Annotated in this window: 14 protein-coding genes and 1 pseudogene; 4 read left to right on the forward strand and 11 right to left on the reverse strand. The window is 74.8% G+C overall.

Annotation, left to right across the window (positions count from 1 at the left end; all coding sequences use genetic code 11):
* Positions 1-89: 89 nt before the first annotated feature.
* The 3 genes from OO57_RS23450 to OO57_RS23460 form a co-directional block, all read right to left on the reverse strand.
* Entirely contained in the window at positions 90-512 is a 423-nt protein-coding gene (locus OO57_RS23450) for a secondary thiamine-phosphate synthase enzyme YjbQ (RefSeq protein ID WP_033254621.1), read from the reverse strand.
* 235 nt (positions 513-747) lie between these two features.
* Entirely contained in the window at positions 748-1,023 is a 276-nt protein-coding gene (locus tag OO57_RS23455) for a hypothetical protein (RefSeq protein WP_033254594.1), read from the reverse strand.
* A 299-nt stretch (positions 1,024-1,322) separates the two neighbouring features.
* The gene (locus tag OO57_RS23460) at positions 1,323-2,222 is read right to left on the reverse strand and encodes a hypothetical protein (RefSeq protein WP_033254595.1); all 900 of its coding nucleotides are present in this window, start codon (positions 2,220-2,222) and stop codon (positions 1,323-1,325) included.
* 644 nt (positions 2,223-2,866) lie between these two features.
* Here OO57_RS23460 and OO57_RS23465 point away from each other — a divergent pair.
* The 3 genes and pseudogenes from OO57_RS23465 to OO57_RS23475 form a co-directional block, all read left to right on the forward strand.
* Positions 2,867-5,047: a bifunctional glycosyltransferase/CDP-glycerol:glycerophosphate glycerophosphotransferase gene (locus OO57_RS23465; RefSeq protein ID WP_051778142.1), complete on the forward strand. Its 2,181-nt coding sequence runs from the start codon at positions 2,867-2,869 to the stop codon at positions 5,045-5,047.
* Positions 5,048-5,286: 239 nt separating this feature from the next.
* Positions 5,287-5,958, forward strand: a complete 672-nt coding sequence (locus tag OO57_RS23470; protein WP_081973902.1) for a lysophospholipid acyltransferase family protein — start codon at positions 5,287-5,289, stop codon at positions 5,956-5,958.
* A 124-nt stretch (positions 5,959-6,082) separates the two neighbouring features.
* Positions 6,083-6,751 (forward strand): annotated as a pseudogene (locus tag OO57_RS23475) (NADPH-dependent F420 reductase); the annotation flags it as partial.
* Between the two features lie 26 nt (positions 6,752-6,777).
* On the opposite strand, the gene OO57_RS41395 reads toward OO57_RS23475, so the two are convergent.
* Positions 6,778-7,824, reverse strand: coding sequence for a nuclear transport factor 2 family protein (locus OO57_RS41395; protein ID WP_033254597.1), 1,047 nt, complete (start codon positions 7,822-7,824; stop codon positions 6,778-6,780).
* A gap of 144 nt (positions 7,825-7,968) precedes the next feature.
* On the opposite strand from OO57_RS41395, the gene sigJ reads away from it, so the two are divergent.
* Complete coding sequence (gene sigJ, locus OO57_RS23485) at positions 7,969-8,874, forward strand: RNA polymerase sigma factor SigJ (protein WP_199811309.1); 906 nt, start codon at positions 7,969-7,971, stop codon at positions 8,872-8,874.
* A 10-nt stretch (positions 8,875-8,884) separates the two neighbouring features.
* Here sigJ and OO57_RS23490 read toward each other — a convergent pair whose 3' ends face one another.
* From OO57_RS23490 to OO57_RS23520, 7 genes are all read right to left on the reverse strand, one after another.
* Positions 8,885-10,684, reverse strand: coding sequence for an ABC transporter ATP-binding protein (locus OO57_RS23490; RefSeq protein WP_033254598.1), 1,800 nt, complete (start codon positions 10,682-10,684; stop codon positions 8,885-8,887).
* Between the two features lie 304 nt (positions 10,685-10,988).
* Entirely contained in the window at positions 10,989-11,762 is a 774-nt protein-coding gene (locus tag OO57_RS23495) for an SDR family NAD(P)-dependent oxidoreductase (RefSeq protein WP_033254599.1), read from the reverse strand.
* 371 nt (positions 11,763-12,133) lie between these two features.
* Positions 12,134-13,267, reverse strand: coding sequence for an FAD-dependent monooxygenase (locus OO57_RS23500; RefSeq protein WP_033254600.1), 1,134 nt, complete (start codon positions 13,265-13,267; stop codon positions 12,134-12,136).
* 72 nt (positions 13,268-13,339) lie between these two features.
* Positions 13,340-13,903: a GTP-binding protein gene (locus tag OO57_RS23505; RefSeq protein ID WP_033254601.1), complete on the reverse strand. Its 564-nt coding sequence runs from the start codon at positions 13,901-13,903 to the stop codon at positions 13,340-13,342.
* Between the two features lies 1 nt (position 13,904).
* Positions 13,905-14,261 carry a DUF742 domain-containing protein gene (locus tag OO57_RS23510; protein ID WP_033254625.1) on the reverse strand — a complete coding sequence of 119 codons (357 nt, stop codon included), beginning with the start codon at positions 14,259-14,261 and terminating at the stop codon, positions 13,905-13,907.
* A 59-nt stretch (positions 14,262-14,320) separates the two neighbouring features.
* On the reverse strand, positions 14,321-14,758 hold the full coding sequence (locus OO57_RS23515; RefSeq protein ID WP_033254602.1) for a roadblock/LC7 domain-containing protein: 438 nt from the start codon (positions 14,756-14,758) through the stop codon (positions 14,321-14,323).
* Positions 14,755-17,367, reverse strand: a complete 2,613-nt coding sequence (locus OO57_RS23520) for a sensor histidine kinase (RefSeq protein ID WP_063737628.1) — start codon at positions 17,365-17,367, stop codon at positions 14,755-14,757. Before OO57_RS23520 ends, OO57_RS23515 begins: the two co-directional genes overlap by 4 nt.
* Between the last annotated feature and the right edge of the window lie 73 nt (positions 17,368-17,440).

The following is a 17,440-nucleotide window of genomic DNA, read 5'->3' on the forward strand; positions in this document are numbered from 1 at the left end:
GGGCCGACAAATCCGCTGGAGGACAGCCAGTCGGCGTCGGTCAGCCGGTGGGTCAGACCCGCCGGAGGAGCCACTACACATCCTCACTGTCAGCCGAGGAAGGAGAGGCGGAGCTTGCGCTGCGGGTTGTCGCCGTTGGTGTCGATCAGGACGACGGACTGCCAGGTGCCGAGGGCGATCCGGCCGCCGACCACGGGGAGGGTGGCGTGCGGGGCGACCAGGCCGGGCAGGACGTGGTCGCGGCCGTGGCCGGGGGTGCCGTGGCGGTGGCTCCAGCGGTCGTCGGCGGGCAGCAGGTCGCGCAGGGCGGCGAGCAGGTCGTCGTCGCTGCCCGCGCCGGTCTCGATCACGGCGATGCCCGCGGTGGCGTGCGGGACGAAGACGTTGAGCAGTCCGTCGCGGCCGTCCGCGACCTCTCTCAGGAAGGCGTGGCAGCGGTCGGTGACGTCGAGGGCGACCTCGGCGCGGCCGGTGGCGACGTCGAGCGTCTGGGTGTGGAAGGTGTCGGACATGGGGCCATCCTGGCCGATCTTGGGGCGCGCCTCGTAGGGGCGGCGGCCGAACGCCACCCGACCGCCAGGGCGCGCCACCGTCCGCCGGAGCCGCGGGACGGCCGACTGCACGGCCGGCGGCGGGAGGGGCGGCGGGGGCGGGCCGGGCGGCGGGGACGACGAAATCCCGACGGACTCCCGTCCGTCGGGTCGTGGCAGTGGGCGGCGGGCCGCCGGGGCGTCGCCGCCCCGGGCGTCAGCGCCGACTGCCGAAGAGGCTCCGCTTGAGGCGGCGCAGCGGGGCCATCAGGGAGACCCGGGCGCTGCGGCGCGGCGAGGCGGCCGGGGCGGCGACGCCGGGGCCGCGGGGAGTCAGTTCCCTTATCAGGCCGAGCGCTTCTGCCGTGTCCACCGCCGGGAGCGCGGGCGCGCCGAGGACGGCCAGGTGTCGGTCGATCCGGCGGCCGGTCGTGCCGACACCGCACTGGATCGCGGGCACCCGGGGCCGCGGTCGCGTTTGCATCTGTTCCATCTGTTTCCCACCCCTACGAGGCGCCAGGGCCGTGAGGCGAAGACTATCCGGCTATGACGGCCTTCACACAACCGTCCTGGTGTTCTGCCACCGTATCGTGCGAACGGAACTGACGCTTCACCAGGGCTCGGTGGTCTCGGTCACGACTACGCATCGGTTGATGGTGCACCATCCAAGCACTGACCGGGCGTCAGGCTCTGCGGCGGTCCGGGGCGTTGCCGGGGCGCACCGGGGGTGCCGGGTGCGCGGGGCGCGCGGGGGCGGGGCCGGGCGCCCCGGTCCGACCCCGCGGCGGGGTTTCACCCGAGCCGGACCTCCTCGACCTCGCCGGTCCCGTCCGGTGGTGCGGCGGTGCGGGGCGGGTCGAGGACGGCGGAGGCGCCGTAGCCGCACAGGCCGAGGCCGAGCAGGGCGGTGAGGACGAGGACGGCGAGCCAGGCGCCGGGCTGGTGCCAGCTGACCTGGCCGCCCTCGCGGGCGAGGCCGGTCAGGCCGAGCAGGCCGGTGAGCACCAGGGCGGCCATGCCGCTGCGGGCCCGGCGCAGTTCGCACTCGCGGGAGGCCAGCAGCAGGGCGGCGCCGAAGGCGAGGCTCCAGGCGCCGAGGGCGCGGACGTCCAGGGGGCGGGCGGCCCAGGGCCAGTGCGCGGCGAGCGGGCCGGGGAACAGGGCGAGGGCGAGCCCGAGCAGGGCGAGCAGGGCGCCGCTGCCGGCCGCGGGGGCGGCGACCCACCAGGGCAGCCGGGGGGCGCGGGCGGGGGCGGGGGCGGGGCCGCGGGTGCGGAGCTGGGCGGCGAGAGCCAGCAGGCCAAGGGGCGGGGCGGCGAGGTGGACGGCGAGCCAGCCCCGGGCGGCGAGCAGGCCGAGGGGGGTGCCGCCGTGCAGGTGCAGCTCGCGGTGGTCGGCGAGGGTGGCGGCGAGGGTCAGCAGGACGAGCAGGCAGCTGGCGGCGGTGGCCACCCGGACCTCGGCCCAGCTGCGGGCGAGGGCGGCGAGGGCCAGCATGGCGGCGGCGCCGCCGTAGCAGGAGCCGAGCAGGGCGGCGGTGACGGGGGAGGTGGTCCAGGCGAAGAGCTGGGCGGTGGAGCCGGGGGCGGGCCACAGGGCGAGGAAGGCCCAGAGCGCGGCGGCGGCGAGCGGGCCGAGGAGGAGGGCCCGCAGGAGCGGGCTGACCGGCCGTGCGGGCGGTGTGGCGGCCATCCTCGGTGTACCCCCCGCTTGTGAGACGTGGCGTCAATATAGGAGCGGGTCGCGGGCCGGGCAATGCCCCGCGCACACCGCCCCCGCGGGCAGGACATTCTGAGTTCAGAAATTGAACACATACGAGGGATTGACGTGGCCGAAACCTCCAAGCAATATCTGTATCGACACGGGATAGCGGGGAACACCCACCCATCCCCGGTCGGGTGATTTCGAGTATGAACGAATCACCCGACCATCCCGTTACACTTCCGACACCACGGTGAGTCACTGTCAGGCCGTCTCGACGCTGCGGCGGCCCGACTCCGATGTGGTGGACGGACCGGCGGTCGATCGTTGAGGGTCGGTCGGACCGCCAACCGGGCTGCCGGTGCCGCCGCTGGTACGGCGCGGCACCGGCGGTCGCGTTTCCCCGCCGTCCGCGGCACCCCGGTCCACCCCGACCACCTGCGCCCGGGGTGCCGCGGCCCGGCCGGAGCCCCCGTCCCGCCCGCCCCCGGACCGCCTGTCGTGGTCCCGTCGCGGCCCCCGGGGCCCGCCCTCCCCTGCCGCCGCTCCCAGGGAGTGCCCAGGCCCGCTCGGTAGAGTGTCCCCACCGGGCGCCCAGCCGTCAGCCACCCCATCCCTTCGCGGAGTGAACGCACGTGCCACCCCTGCTCAGCATCGTCCTCCCCGTTCACGGCGTGGAGCGCTTCCTGCCGCAGTGCCTCGGCTCGCTCCGGGCCGACGGGGCCGCCCCCGGCGAGGTCGAGCTGATCGCGGTGGACGACCGCTCCCCCGACGGCTGCGGCGCCCTGCTCGACGCGCACGCCGCCGCCGACCCGCGGATGCGGGTGCTGCACCTGGCCGAGAACCGGGGCCTGGGCGGGGCCCGCACGGCCGGGCTGGCCGAGGCCACCGGCACCTACGTCTGGTTCGTCGACAGCGACGACTGGCTGCCCGAGGGCACCGTCGACGCCGTGCTGGCCGAGCTGCGCGCCGAGGCGGCCCGCGAGCTGCCCGCCGACGTGCTGATCACCGACTTCACCCACGTCCACCACGACGGCGGCACCGAGCCGAACCCGTGGCGCAAGGTGCTGGCCGGCTCCCCGCTGGTCTCCGGCTGCACCGCCGCCGAGCACCCGGCGCTGTTCAACGCCGTCCTCGCGGTGTGGAACAAGGTGGTGCGCCGCGCCTACCTGCTCGGCCTGGACGTGCACTTCGGCCGCGGGCACTACGAGGACATCTCGGTCACCTACCCGCTGCTGCTGGCCGCCGACCGGCTGCTCTACCTCGACCGCCCCTGCTACAACTACCGGCGCGGCCGCCCCGGCGCGATCACCGCCACCGCCTCCCCCAAGCACGCCGACGCCTTCGCCCAGTACGACGCGATCTTCGCCTTCCTGGACCGCGACGAGCGCGCGGACGCGCTGCGCACCCTGGTCTTCGACCGCACCGTCAAGCAGGCCCTCACCCTCTACGACACCCCCGGGCTCGTCCCGGTCGAGCTGCGCCCCGAGTTCTTCGCCCGGATCACCGCCCACTTCGCGAAGCACCGCCCGGCCGGGTACCGCTACCCGTCCGGCGTGCGCGGCGTCCAGTACCGGCTGGCCGCCCGCGGCTCCCGGCGCGCCTACGCCGAGCTGCGTCGCGGCGGGCGGCTGCCCGGCGCGGTCAAGCGCGGCGCCGGGGCGGTCGCGCCCGGCGTGAGGAAGGCCGTCCGCAGCGGGGCCCGGTTCACCGCGTACAACGCCTTCAAGCGGCTGCCGGTCGACGAGAACCTGGCGGTGTACGCGGCGTACTGGCACCGCGGGTACGCCTGCAACCCGGCGGCGATCTACGCCAAGGCCAAGGAGCTGGCCCCGCAGGTGCGCGGGGTGTGGGTGGTGGAGAACGCCGAGCGGGCCGCCGCGCTGCCCGCCGGGGTGCCGTACGTGATCGTCAACACGCCCGCCTACCTGAAGGCGATGGCCACCGCCAAGTACTTCGTCAACAACGTCAACTTCCCGCACGCCATGACCAAGCGGACCGGCACCGTGCACGTGCAGACCCAGCACGGCACGCCGCTGAAGGCGATGGGCATGGACCTGGTGGACCGGCCGCTGGCCGCGGACGGGATGGACTTCGAGCGGCTGCGCGAGGTGGTCGGGCGCTGGGACTACCTGGTCTCGCCGAACCCGCACACCAGCAAGCACTTCGCCCGGGCCTTCCCCGGCACGTACCAGGTCCTGGACACCGGCTACCCGCGCAACGACCGCCTCGCCCTGGCCACCCCCGAGCAGTGCGTGGACGCCCGCCGCGCCCTGGGCATCGCCGACGGGCAGCGCACCGTGCTGTACGCGCCGACCCACCGCGAGTCCCGCGGCGGCTACCTGCCGCTGCTGGACCTCCCCGCGCTGGCCGAGCGGCTCGGCCCCGGCTGGACGGTCCTGGTGCGCACCCACTACTTCCACGACGGCGGCGCGGGCGACCTGACCGCCGCCCCCGGCTCGGCGACCCTGCTGGACGTCTCCGACCACCCCGTCGTCGAGGACCTCTACCTGGCCGCGGACGTCCTGGTCACCGACTACTCCTCGATGATGTTCGACTACGCGGTGCTGGACCGCCCGATCGCCGTGTACGCCCCCGACTGGGAGGAGTACCAGGAGGTCCGCGGGGTCTACTTCGACCTGATGGAGGAGCCGCCCGGCGCGGCCACCACCGACCAGGACGCGCTGGTCGAGGCGCTGCTCGCGGGCGACCCGGAGCCGGAGGCCCGGCAGCGCTTCCGGGAGCGGTTCTGCCCCTGGGACGACGGCCGGGCCGCCGAGCGGGTGGTCAGCCGGATCTTTCCGCTCCGGGCCTGACCCGGCGCCCTCGTCCCACCATGCGAGAAGGAATCCGTCCACCGGGCGGGCGTGACAAGGATCGCAGCCCCGCGATCGCGGCGGATGTGGACGGACCGCGGGGTGCGTGTCGTAGTCTGCGATCCGTTGCCCAGCGGTCCGGCCCAGTCCGAGCCGCGCGCCCCGCCCCCAGGGGGCGGGCCCCCGGCCGGGGACGTCCCCCGGCCGGAACCGTTCATCCGGCCAGGGAGGGCCACACCGTGATCGACCTCGTCACCAAGCTCGTGCTCAAGCCGCTCGCCAAGGCCCTGTACCGGCCGACGATCGAGGGCCTGGAGAACGTGCCGCGCAAGGGCGGGGTGATCCTGGCGAGCAACCACCTGTCGTTCGTCGACAGCGTGGTGATCCCGCTGGCCGCGCCGCGCCAGGTGTTCTTCCTGGCCAAGGCCGAGTACTTCACCGGCACCGGCCTCAAGGGCGCGGTCTCCCGGTTCTTCTTCACCCACGTGATCAACGCCGTCCCGGTGGAGCGCGGCAGCGTCCGGGCCGCCACCGCCTCGCTGGACGAGGGCCTGGAGATCCTGACCTCCGGCCGGGCCTTCGGCATCTACCCCGAGGGTACCCGCTCGCTGGACGGCCGCCTGTACCGCGGCAAGACCGGCGTGGCCTGGCTGGCGCTGACCGCGGGCGTCCCGGTGGTGCCGGTGGCGCTGGAGGGCCCGCAGCACATCCTGCCGGTCGGCAAGCGGATCCCCCGGCTGCGGAGGATCAGTGTGAAGTTCGGTGAGCCGCTGCGCTTCGACGAGCTGCACGGCCAGGCCCGCTCGGCCAAGGCCCGCCGCCAGGTCACCGACGAGGTGATGGCCGCCATCCAGGCGCTCTCCGGCCAGGAGCCCGCCGAGCAGTACAACGAGTCGCCCAAGGCGGCCTGACGCCCCGCCACCCCTCCGGGGCCCGCTCCCCCGCGCCGGGAACAACCGCGCGGGGCCGCCTGTTCGGCACCTTCGTGGGCGCCCCTCCCGGCGCCCGCGACACCGACCCGACAGGCTACGGAGCGCACCCATGAAGATCGGCATCATCGGAGCGGGCAACATCGGCGGCAACCTGACCCGCCGCCTCACCGCCCTCGGCCACCAGGTCGCGGTGGCCAACTCGCGCGGCCCCGAGACGCTGGCCGAGCTGGCCGCGGAGACCGGCGCGACCCCCGTCCCGGCCGCCGAGGCCGCGAACGGCGCGGAGCTGGTCGTGGTGACCGTCCCGCTGAAGAACGTCCCCGACCTGCCGAAGGACCTGCTCACGGGCGCGGCCGAGGGCTTCGTCCTGCTCGACACCAACAACTACTACCCGCGCGAGCGCGACGGCCGGATCGACGCCATCGAGGACGGCGGCCTGACCGAGAGCCGCTGGGTCGAGCAGCAGCTCGGCCACCCCGTGGTCAAGGCCTTCAACGGCACCTACGCCCAGGACATCCTGGACGCGCCGCGCCCGGCCGGCGACCCCGGCCGGATCGCCCTCCCGGTCGCGGGCGACGACCCGGCCGCCAAGCAGCTGGTGCGCGAGCTGATCGACGCCCTCGGCTTCGACACCGTCGACTCCGGCGGCATCGACGACTCCTGGCGCCAGCAGCCCGAGACGCCCGTCTACGGCCTGCGCGAGGGCGTCGCGGGCGTCACCGCGGCCCTCGCCGCCGCCTCCCCGGAGCGCCCGGCCAACTTCCGCGGCTGAACCGACCGCCCCGCCCCGTCCCGCGCTCAGTAGCCGACGGCCTCCCGCAGCAGCAGGACGGTGCCGCGGGTGAAGCGGGGCGGGGCGTGCAGCACCAGGAGCTGGTTGACGGCACTGGGCCGGCCGTACGCGGCCCCGGTGCGGGCGCTCTCCAGCGGGAGGGCGTACTCGTGGACGCGGCGCAGGGCGGCGGGCAGGTCGGGGACGAGCTTCTGGGCGCCGACCACCCAGACGGCGTGGCCCGCGCCGCCGCCGTGGGCGGGCAGTTGGCTGCCGCTGCCGGAGGCGAGGACGAGGGCGCCGGTCTCGACGAGGGCGTTGACGCTGCCGAGGACGACGTCGGGGGCGGCGAGCAGGCGGCGCAGTTCGTCGGCCTCGCGCTCCCGGTCCATGGCGAGCAGCCGGGGCCTGACCGCGCCGGGGCGGGCGTCGACGTCCTCCTCGATGCCGGAGAGCCGGAGCGTCTCGCTGGCGGTGGTGAGCACGCTCGCGCCGTCGGGGAGGAGCGCGCGGACGCGCGCGCGGGCGGCCGCGGCGCCGTCCAGGACCTCGACGGCGAAGCCGCGGGCGGCGAGGGCCGCGGCGGCCCGCTGGAGCCGGTCCTCGGCGGCGGGGGCGGCGGGGTCGGGGCGGGTGGTGCCGGGGGCGCTCCCGCCGAGCGGGCTGGTGTCCAGGTAGCGGATCTCGTAGACCCGTTCGGTGAACCGCCAGCCTTCCGGGGTGCGCCGGTAACGGTCGTGGTAGACGGCGTGGTTGACGCCCTGCCAGCCGTCGCGCAGCCGGATCAGCTCGTACATGTGGGCCCGTCCGGTGGCGGTGTCGCCGTCGATCCGGACGGTGCCGGGGTGGGTGTTCTGCACGAAGAACTCCCACTGCTCCTGGAGTTTCTCGCCGCCGGCCCGGATCTGCTCGGGGCCGGTCAGTTCGATCGGGACGTCGGGCATCCGCAGCACCCCGTCGGGGGTGAACAGGGCGGCGAGCCGGGGGCGGTCGCGCATCATCACCGCGTCGGTGAAGTCGGCCTGCAGGGCCTGGATCTCGACCCGGTCCGCGACCGGCTGGAAGTCGTTCATCGTTCTCTCCGTTCTGCTGTCCACCGGTACGACGAAACGGCCCGCCGGAGTGTGAGGTGCGGGGCCGGTGTCACAATCCGGGGCGCTGTCCGGTCTTGTGCTGTGACGTCGTGCCGTGACGCGACGGGTGCGAGGAGGCGCGAGGTGGAGGACGGCGTGGACGGACGGCGGGGCGAGGTCCTGCGCGCGGTGGCGGCCGAGCGGCGGCAGCTGACCAACGTGGCCTACCGGCTGCTGGGGTCGCTGGCCGACGCGGAGGACGTGGTGCAGGAGGCGTACGCCCGCTGGTACGCGATGGAGCCGCGGCGGCGGGCGGAGGTGGCGGCGCCGGGCGGCTGGCTGACCACGGTGGTCGGGCGGATCTGCCTGGACCTGCTGGGCTCGGCCCGGGTGCGGCGGGAGCGGTACGTGGGCGAGTGGCTGCCCGAGCCGGTGCCGGGGGACGGCGCGGGGCGGGGCCCGGACGGGGACCCGGCGGACCGGATCACCCTGGACGAGTCGGTGCACATGGCGTTCCTGGTGGTGCTGGAGTCGATGACCCCGGCCGAGCGGGTCGCCTTCGTGCTGCACGACGTGTTCGGCTACCCGTTCCCGGAGGTGGCGGAGGTGGTGGGCCGTTCGGCGGCGGCCTGCCGCCAGCTGGCCGCCTCGGGGCGCCGCCGGGTCCGGGAGGCGCGGCCGCCGGTGGCCCCGGCGCGGGGGCAGGGCGGGCTGGTGCGGGAGTTCAAGCGGGCCTGGGAGGCGAAGGACGTCCGCGCGCTGGTGGCCCTGCTGGACCCGGACGCGACCGTGGTCGCGGACGGCGGCGGCCTGGTCGGCGCGCTGCTGGAGCCGCTGGCGGGCGGGGAGCGGATCGCCCGCGCGGTGACCTCGTTCGACGGGGCGCCGGCCGGCACGGTGCTGGTGGAGTGCGCGGTCAACGGCCGCCCGGGGCTGGTCGCGCAGGTGGACGGGGTCACCCACAGCGTGTTCGCGTTCCACGTCACCGGGGGCCGGATCAGCCACGTCTGGGTGGTGCGCAACCCGGAGAAGCTCCGGCCGTGGGTGTGAGCCCTCCGGCTCAGGCCGCGGGGACGGGGAGCGCCTCGCGGCCCAGCAGCGCGGCGTAGCGGCCCCCGCGGGCCACCAGCTCGTCGTGGGTGCCGAGTTCGGCGATCTCGCCGCCGTCCAGGACGGCGATCCGGTCGGCGCCCCGGACGGTGGAGAGCCGGTGCGCGATGGTGAGGGTGGTGCGGCCCGCGGCGAGCGCGTCCAGGGCCTGCTGGACGGCGTGCTCGGTCTGGTTGTCGAGGGCGCTGGTGGCCTCGTCCAGGACCAGGATCGGCGGGTTGCGCAGCACGGTGCGGGCGATCGCCAGGCGCTGCTTCTCGCCGCCGGAGAAGCGGTAGCCGCGCTCGCCGACCATGGTGTCGTAGCCGTCGGGGAGGGCGGCGACCATGTCGTGGACCTGGGCGGCCTTCGCGGCCGCGACCAGTTCGGCGTCGGTGGCGTCGGGCTTGGCGAAGCGCAGGTTGTCGGCGACCGAGGCGTGGAACAGGTACGTCTCCTGGGAGACCACGCCGACCGCCCGGGCCAGCGTCTCGAAGGACAGCTCGCGCACGTCCACCCCGTCGATCAGGACCCGGCCGCCGGTGGCGTCGTACAGCCGCGGCACCAGGTAGGACAGCGTGGACTTGCCGGAGCCGGTCTCGCCGACCAGGGCGAGCGAGCCGCCCGCCGGGACGGTCAGGTCGATGCCGGACAGGGTGGGGCGGTCCTGGTCGGGGCGGTAGCGGAACTCGACGCCCTCGAAGCGGACGTCGCCGCGGACGTGCTCCAGGTGGACGGGGTGCTCCGGCTCGTCGATCTCCACCGGCAGGTCTAGGTACTCGAAGATGCGCTGGAACAGGGCGAGCGAGGTCTGCACGTCCACGCCGGTGGAGAGCAGGCCGACGGTGGGCCGGAACAGGCCCTGCTGGAGCGAGACGAACGCGACCAGGGTGCCGAGCGAGACGATCGGCGCCCCGGCGGCGGAGGCCAGCCCGGCCGCCCAGTAGATCAGCGCGGGCATCGCGGCCATCACGATCCCGATGGTGGACATCCGCCACCGCCCGGCCATGCTGGAGCGCACCTCCAGGGCGGCCAGGTCGTCCGAGCGGTCGGCGAACTCGCGGGTCAGCGAGCCGGAGCGGCCCATGGTGCGGCCGAGCAGGATGCCGCTGACCGACAGCGACTCCTGGACGGCCGAGGACAGTTCGGCGAGCCGGCGCTGCCGCTCTCCGGTGATCTTCTTGCGCTCCCGGCCGACCCGGCGGCTGATCCAGACGAACACCGGGAGCAGCAGCAGCGAGACGATCGTCAGCCGCCAGTCGAGCGCGGCCATCGCGACCACGCTGGCGACCACCGCGGTCAGGTTGGACACCAGGGAGGTCGCGGTGCCGGTGACGGTGGCCTGCATGCCGCCGATGTCGTTGGCGATCCTGGACTGCACCTCGCCGGTGCGGGTGCGGGTGAAGAACGCCAGCGACATCCGCTGCAGGTGCCGGTAGACGGAGGTCCGCAGGTCGTGCATGACGCGCTGGCCGACGGTGGTGGAGATCAGCGTCTGCAGCACGTTCAGCACGCTGGTGACCACGGCGGCGGCGATCATCCCCAGCGCGAGCAGGCTGAGCAGCCCCGTCCGCCCCTGCGGTATCGCGGTGTCCAGCACCGCGCGCAGCAGGAACGGCGTCACCACCGAGACCACGGCGGACGCGGCGACCAGCAGCCCCACCACGGCCAGCCGCCCGGCGTACGGCCGGAACAGCCGCAGGATCCGCCGCACCTGCGCGGGCTGCTGCTGCCCCTCGGGCGGCGTCCAGTCGATCCGGTTCAACCGCACGGGGGCCTCCTGGGGGTCGGTGGACGCGATGACGGGCCGAGCTTAACGAGCCTTGCTCACCATTAGCAAACCTAAGCTTCTGGGCATTCCGCAGGGGACGCGGAACCAGGGGCGCGGGGAGAACCGCTGCGCCGACAGAAGCACGACCGGGGGCGCGGGGAACTGCGCGAAGCGGGAGGAGCACGCCCGCGAGATCGCGGGATGGTGCAAGCTCTCGTCCTGCGTCGCGATCCGGCTGTGCGTGCTCGGCCGGCCGCGCAGTTCCTCGCGCCCCTGGCTTCGCCTTCTGCTGTCCGCCGCCCGCTCAGGGCTTGCGGTAGTCGCGGCCCGCCGTGTTGGAGAGCTTGCCGAGGCCGCCCGGCGGCAGGAGCCTCGCGGCGGCGACGGCGGCCCGGTAGCGCTTGCTGGGGATGCAGAGCGGGCGGTTGCGGGCGAGGTCGCGCAGCGAGTCGTCGACGACGCGGTCGGCGGTGAGCCAGCCCCAGGCGGGGATGGCGGAGGTGCCCATCCCGGCCCGCTGGTGGAACTCGGTGCGGGTGAAGCCGGGGCACAGGGCCTGGAGGCGGACGCCGCTGCCGGCCAGGTCGCGGGCGATGCCGAGGGTGAAGTTGACGACCCAGGCCTTGGTGGCGCCGTAGGTGCCGCGGGGCAGGAACGCGGCCACCGAGGCGACGTTGACGACCGCGCCGAAGCCGCGCCCGCGCATGCCGGGGACGGCGGCGGTGGTGAGCCGCAGCACCGCCTCGACGTGGACCTTGAGCATGTCGAGCTCGTCCTGCACGGGGACGTCCAGGTAGGTGCCGCGGTGGCCGAAGCCCGCGTTGTTGACCAGCAGGTCGACGGGGCGGGCGGGGTCGCGCAGCCGGTCCTCGACGGTCTCGATGCCGGCCTCGGTGGCGAGGTCGGCGGTGAGCGTCTCGACCCGGACGCCGTGGCGGCCGGAGAGTTCGGCCGCGGCGGCGGCGAGGCGTTCGGCGTCGCGGGCGACCAGCACCAGGTCGCGGCCGTCGCGGGCGAGGCGGTCCGCGTAGGCGGCGCCGATGCCGGCGGTGGCGCCGGTGATGAGAGCGGTGGTCATGGCCCCGACCGTACCGGGCGGTAGTGCGGGGCCGCATCGACCGACCGGACCACGGACGCCTCGGCCCTTCGGGCGACCCGCGGGGCCTCGGCGGCGCGCCCCGCACCGGCGTTCTTCGGATCACCCTACGGTTTCGGGCAGCACCGCCGTCCCACGCGGTGCCCATCCCTTCCAGGAGAACCGATGTCCGTCCAGTTCCACCTGCGCTCCATAGAAGTCGCACCGCCGGCCCGCTCCCGCCGCCCCGCGCGGCACTGACGGCCGGCACCGCTTCCGCACGCCCGGGCCCGCCCCTCCTCCGGGGGCCGGGCCCGACGCGCGTCCGGGGCCGGGTTCCGGCGGTCCGGCGGTCCGGCGGTCCGGCGGGTGCGTCAGTACGGCTTGACCAGCACGTGGGCGGCGCCCGGGATGCCGATCTTCAGCAGCTCGTCCTCCTCCGGGGTGGTCGCCGTGCCGGTCTCCTGCTTGAGGACGGCCCGGGACAGCGCCTGGACGAACATCGCGCGCGGGCGGCGGCGCTCCTCCCAGGCCCGAAGCGCGGACGGCACGTCCGCGGCGGCGTCCAGTTCCTGGGCCAGCACCAGGGCGTCCTCGACGGCCATCGCGGCGCCCTGCGCCAGGTGCGGGGTGGAGGCGTGCGCGGCGTCGCCGGCCAGCACCACCCGGCCGACGTGCCAGGGCTCCTCGACGGTGACCTGGGAGATCCGCGAGTACACCACGGCGGCCGGGTCGGTGACGTGGGCGAGCGCCTCGGCGACCGGGCCGGAGAAGCCGGCCAGCCGCTCGGCGAGCTGCTCGTGGGCCCGCTCCCGGTCCGGGCGGAAGTCCTCGGCCTCGGCGAACACCGCGCCCAGGTACATGAGTTCGTCGGTGATCGGGGTGAGCAGCGCCTTCGCGGCCTGGTTGCCGGTGCTCATCACCACGCCCTGCACCTCGGCCTGCCGGGGCACGGTGACCCGCCAGTTGGCGAAGCCGGTGTACTCGGGGCGGTGGCGGTCGCCGTACAGGCGGGTGCGCAGCGGCGAGCCGATGCCGTCGAAGCCGACCACGACGTCCCAGCGGCCGGTCGAGCCGTCGGAGAGGGTGACGTCCACGCCCTCGCCGTCGTCGGCGAGTTCGGTGACGGTGGTGCCGAAGCGGACGGTCGCGCCGGCCTCGGCGGCGGCCCGGCCGAGCACCTGGGCCAGCGCCGGGCGGGGGATGCCGTTGTTGGCGGGGGCGCCGTCCATCCGGGGCTGCGGGATCTTCGCCAGCGGGCTGCCGGCCGGGTCGCAGATGGTCAGCACCTCCCACTCGAAGCCGACCTCCAGGCAGGCGTCCAGCACGCCGAGTTCGCGCATCACGTGCAGCGCGTTGGAGGGCTGGATGATGCCGACGCCGAGCGCGTCGAGCTGCTCGCGGAGTTCGACGACCTCGACGGTGTGGCCGCGCCGGGCCAGCGCGATCGCGAGGCTGAGGCCGCCGATGCCGCCGCCGTGGACGAGGACGCGCAGGGGTGTTGCCATGGTCTCTCCGTGGGTTCGGGGGGACGGCCCGGGCGGGGGCGCGGGCCGTGCGGGTGCGGCGGGGCCGCGGGGTCAGCCGACGGGCATCGCCATCAGGTGGTCGACCAGGGCCAGCAGGGCGTCCCGGCCGAACGACCGCTCGCGGACGTCGCCGACCAGCATCGGCACGTGCGGGTCGAGGTCGAGGGCGGCCCGGATCTCGGCGTCGGAGCGGGTGTTGACGCCGTGGAAGCAGTTGATCGCCACCACGAACGGGATGCCGCGGCTCTCGAAGAAGTCGATCGAGGCGAAGCTGGTCTCCAGGCGGCGGGTGTCGGCGATGACGACGCCGCCGAGCGCCCCGTTGACCAGGTCGTTCCACATGAACCAGAACCGCTCCTGGCCGGGCGTGCCGAACAGGTACACCACCAGCTCGGGGCTGACGGTGATCCGGCCGAAGTCCAGGGCGACCGTGGTGGTGGTCTTCTGGTCGACCCCGGACAGGTCGTCCACGCCGACGCTCGCGGTGGTCAGGTACTCCTCGGTGCGCAGCGGCGCGACCTCGCTGACCGATCCGACCAGGGTGGTCTTGCCGACGCCGAAGCCGCCGGCGATCAGGATCTTGACCGCGGCCGCGCCGACCGGGGTGGTGGTCATCTCAAAGCCTCCTCAGGCCCTCACGTACGGCGGCCAGCAGGCCGCGGTCGGCGCCGCCCGCGGCCCGGGCCACCGAGATCGGGGCACGGGCCGACAGGAGGCCCTGCGCGACGAGGTCGCCGAGCAGGATCTTGGTGACCGAGACCGGCAGGTCGAGGTCGGCGGCGACCTCGGCCACCGCGGCCGGGGTCCGGCACCGGTCGATGATCATCCGGTGCTCGGGCTGGAGCCGGGCGGGCCGGACCGGCGCGCCGTAGGCGTCGACCGGTCCGGGCACGGTGGTGAGCAGGGTGATGAGGGTGAGGTCGTCGCGCTCGGGCGCGGTGCGGCCGCGGGTGATCGTGTACGGCCGCACCATGCTGTCGGCGCCGTCGTCCCCGTCCTCGTACTCGTACTCGTCGTCCCAGGGGAGGGCGTTCACGCGCGCTGCCCGCTGCGGACCCCGAACGCGTCGAAGTCGCTGCGCTGCGGGGTGCTGAGCTTCTGGCCGACCTGCTGCACCAGGTTGTGCATCGCCAGCGACATGACCTCGGCGTCGACGTCCTGCGAGGCGATCACGGCCAGGTGGGTGCCCGAGCCGGCGGCGATGACGAACAGCCAGAGGTCGGCGAGTTCGACGATCACCTGGTGCACCGGGCCGCCCGCGAACAGCTGGCCCACGCCGCGGGCCAGGCTCTGCTGGCCGGTGGCGACGGCCGCGAGGCGCTCGGCGTCGGAGCGGTCGATGCTGCGGGAGTGGCCGACCACGAGTCCGTCGTCGGAGAGCAGCACGGCGTTCTTGGTGCCGGCCACCGAGTCCACCAGGCCGTCCAGCAGCCAGTCGAGGTCCTGGTGGGTGGCGGTAGTGCGCGTCATGACCGATCTTCTCTCGTCGGGATGTGGTTGTCGTGCCAGCCGTCGGCCGGACCGGCCTGCTCCTCGGCGCCGCCGGTGGTGGTGGTGTCGGCGGCCGGGGCGGCCGGGCCGCCGCGCGCCTCGCGGGAGCGCCGCTGGAACGCACCGATCGCTGCTCCGGCCCGTCGGGGGGCCGGTCGGAACAGCGGGTTCTCGTCCCAACGGGGCGGCGCGGGTGCTTCCTTGGGGGCCGCGGGGTCGACCCGCAGCTCGTCCACCAGGCTGGCCTGGCGGATCCGGCGCGGCAGCGGCGGCTCGCCGCCGGGCGGCGGGTACGCGCCCGCGGGGAACGGGGCGGGCTCCCCCTGGCCCCCGACGGGCGGGGGCCACGAGCCGGCCGGTGCGGGCTCGTGGTGCTGCCCGGCGGGCAGCGCGTACGGGACGGGCGCGGGCTGCAGCGGCAGCACCGCGTCGGGGAACGGCTGCTCGTGCCCGGCCGCCCCGTACTCCTCGTGCGGCGCGCCCAGCGGCTCGTGCTGCGGGTACGGGTCGGCGGAGAGGTACGGGTCGACCGGGTACGGCTCCGCGGGAAGGTACGGCTCGGCCGGGGGGTACGGCGCCTGCTCGGCCTCCGGCGGCAGCCCGTACGGGGCGGGGGCCGGTCCGGGCGCGCCGGTGAGGGCGGTGACGCCGGCCAGGGCCTGGCCGCGGTTGCGGGTCGGCAGGCCGCCGACGGGCTGCGCGGGGACGACGGTGGGCCGGGCGTTCGGGTCGGGGACGATCAGCTCCTCGGGGACGAGCACCACGACCCGGGTGCCGCCGAACGCGGACTGGCGGAACTCGACCCGCAGGCCGTGCTGTTCGGCGAGCCGGGAGATGACGTAGAAGCCGAGGCGGATGTCGTCGCCGCGGGCGAGCACGTCGGCGCGGGGCGGGCGGGCCATCATCTCGTTGGCCGCGTCGATCTGGTCCTCGTCCATGCCCAGGCCGCGGTCCTCGACCTCGATGGCGACGCCGCGGCTGACCCGTCCGGCCCGGACCTCGACCGGGTTCGGCGGGCGGGAGAAGGTCAGGGCGTTCTCGATCAGCTCGGCGAGCACGTGGGCGACCGGGCCGACGGCCCGCTCGGAGATCCACGGGCTGCCCTCGAGGTCGATGGTGACCCGCTGGTAGTCCTGCACCTCGCCCTGGGCGGAGCGCATCACGTCCAGCAGCGGGACGGGCTTGCGCCAGCGCCGGTGCGGGGTGCCGCCGGCCAGGATGACCAGGTTCTCCTCGTAGCGGCGCAGGCGCGCGGTGAGGTGGTCGAGGTCGAACAGGCCCTCCAGGAACTCCGGGTCCTCGTGGCGGCGTTCGAGTTCGTCGAGCTTCTTGAGCTGCTGGCCGATCAGCTGCTGGGTGCGGCGGGCGATCCGCTGGAGCAGCCGTTCGTAGGCGCGGTGCTGCTCGGCCTGGGCGACGGCGGACTGCACCGCGCTGCCCCGGGCCAGGTTGAACGCCTCGGCCAGCTTGGCGAGTTCGTCCCCGGTGCGGCCCCACGGGTCGGGGGCGACGGACCGGGCGTGCTCCTCCGGGTCGACCTGCTCGCCGTTGCCGAGCCGTTCGACGACCGCGGGCAGCGTGGACTGGAGGTCCTCGGCCTGCTCCTGGAGGCGGCCGAGCCGGCGGCGCAGGGTGCGGGTGACCCGCCAGGAGGTGACGGCGACCACGATGACGGCGATCAGGCCGACGACGGTGGTGAGGACCAGCCGGACGGCGAGCGAGATGATGCTGCTCTTGCCGTGGTCGACCACGTAGGCGGTGCGGTGCTCCAGCAGGTCGACGATCTGCGGGTTGAGCGCGTCGATCGCCTGGCGCCAGGCGGCCCGGTCCCCCGCGAGGGCGATCCGGCCGTTGCGGTCGGCGGCGACCGGCGCGAGCAGTTCCCGTTCGGCCTGCTCCTTGGCCTGCCAGGCGGAACTGCCGGTGATCTTCTGCCACTTGGCGGCCTGGTCGGCGGGCAGGTAGGGCGCGACCTTGGTGCCGAACTGGAAGTCCTGTTCGGCGACGGCCTGCCGCAGCTGCTGGTAGTCCTCGGCGCTCAGGCTGCCGGCGGTCCAGCCGCGGGCCAGCAGGGCGTCCGAGCGGGAGATCATCTCCTTGGCCCAGAACAGGTCGACCAGCGGCGCGGAGATGGTGGTCATCTTGCCGTTGTCGACGTGGCCGAGCGCGGCGAACAGCTTGAGGTCGACCGCGATCAGGTCGGTGTAGTAGCCGTAGACCGCGGCCTGCTGCTGCTCGCTGCCGCTGTCGACCAGGGCCCGCTGGGCGGGTAGTTGGTTGATCGACTGCCGGGCCAGGGCGACGGCCTCCTTGACCTCGGCGGGCGCGTCGTCGGCTGCGACGTCGGACGCCTTCTGGAAGTCGCGGATGGCCTGGTCGGTCTTGACGCGCTGGCTGCGCAGCGCGTCGCTGACCCCGCTGTGGGTGGCGAGGACGTCGGCGCTCAGGCGCCGCTCCTCCTGCAGGTTGTAGTAGACGATGTTGGACGGCTGACCGGCCTCCTGCGCGAGCAGGCCCTGGGCCGCCTGACGCTGGAAGTCCAACAGCAACTGTCCGCTGGTGACGGCCCACAGGGCGGCCAGTGCCACGCTGGGGACGATCGCCAGGACGAGCAGGGTCGCGCGGAGCGAGAGCCGACCCGTTCTGATCCGCCGAGACGCG

It is taken from the genome of Kitasatospora phosalacinea (assembly GCF_000717185.1).
GTDB lineage: Bacteria > Actinomycetota > Actinomycetes > Streptomycetales > Streptomycetaceae > Kitasatospora > Kitasatospora phosalacinea_A.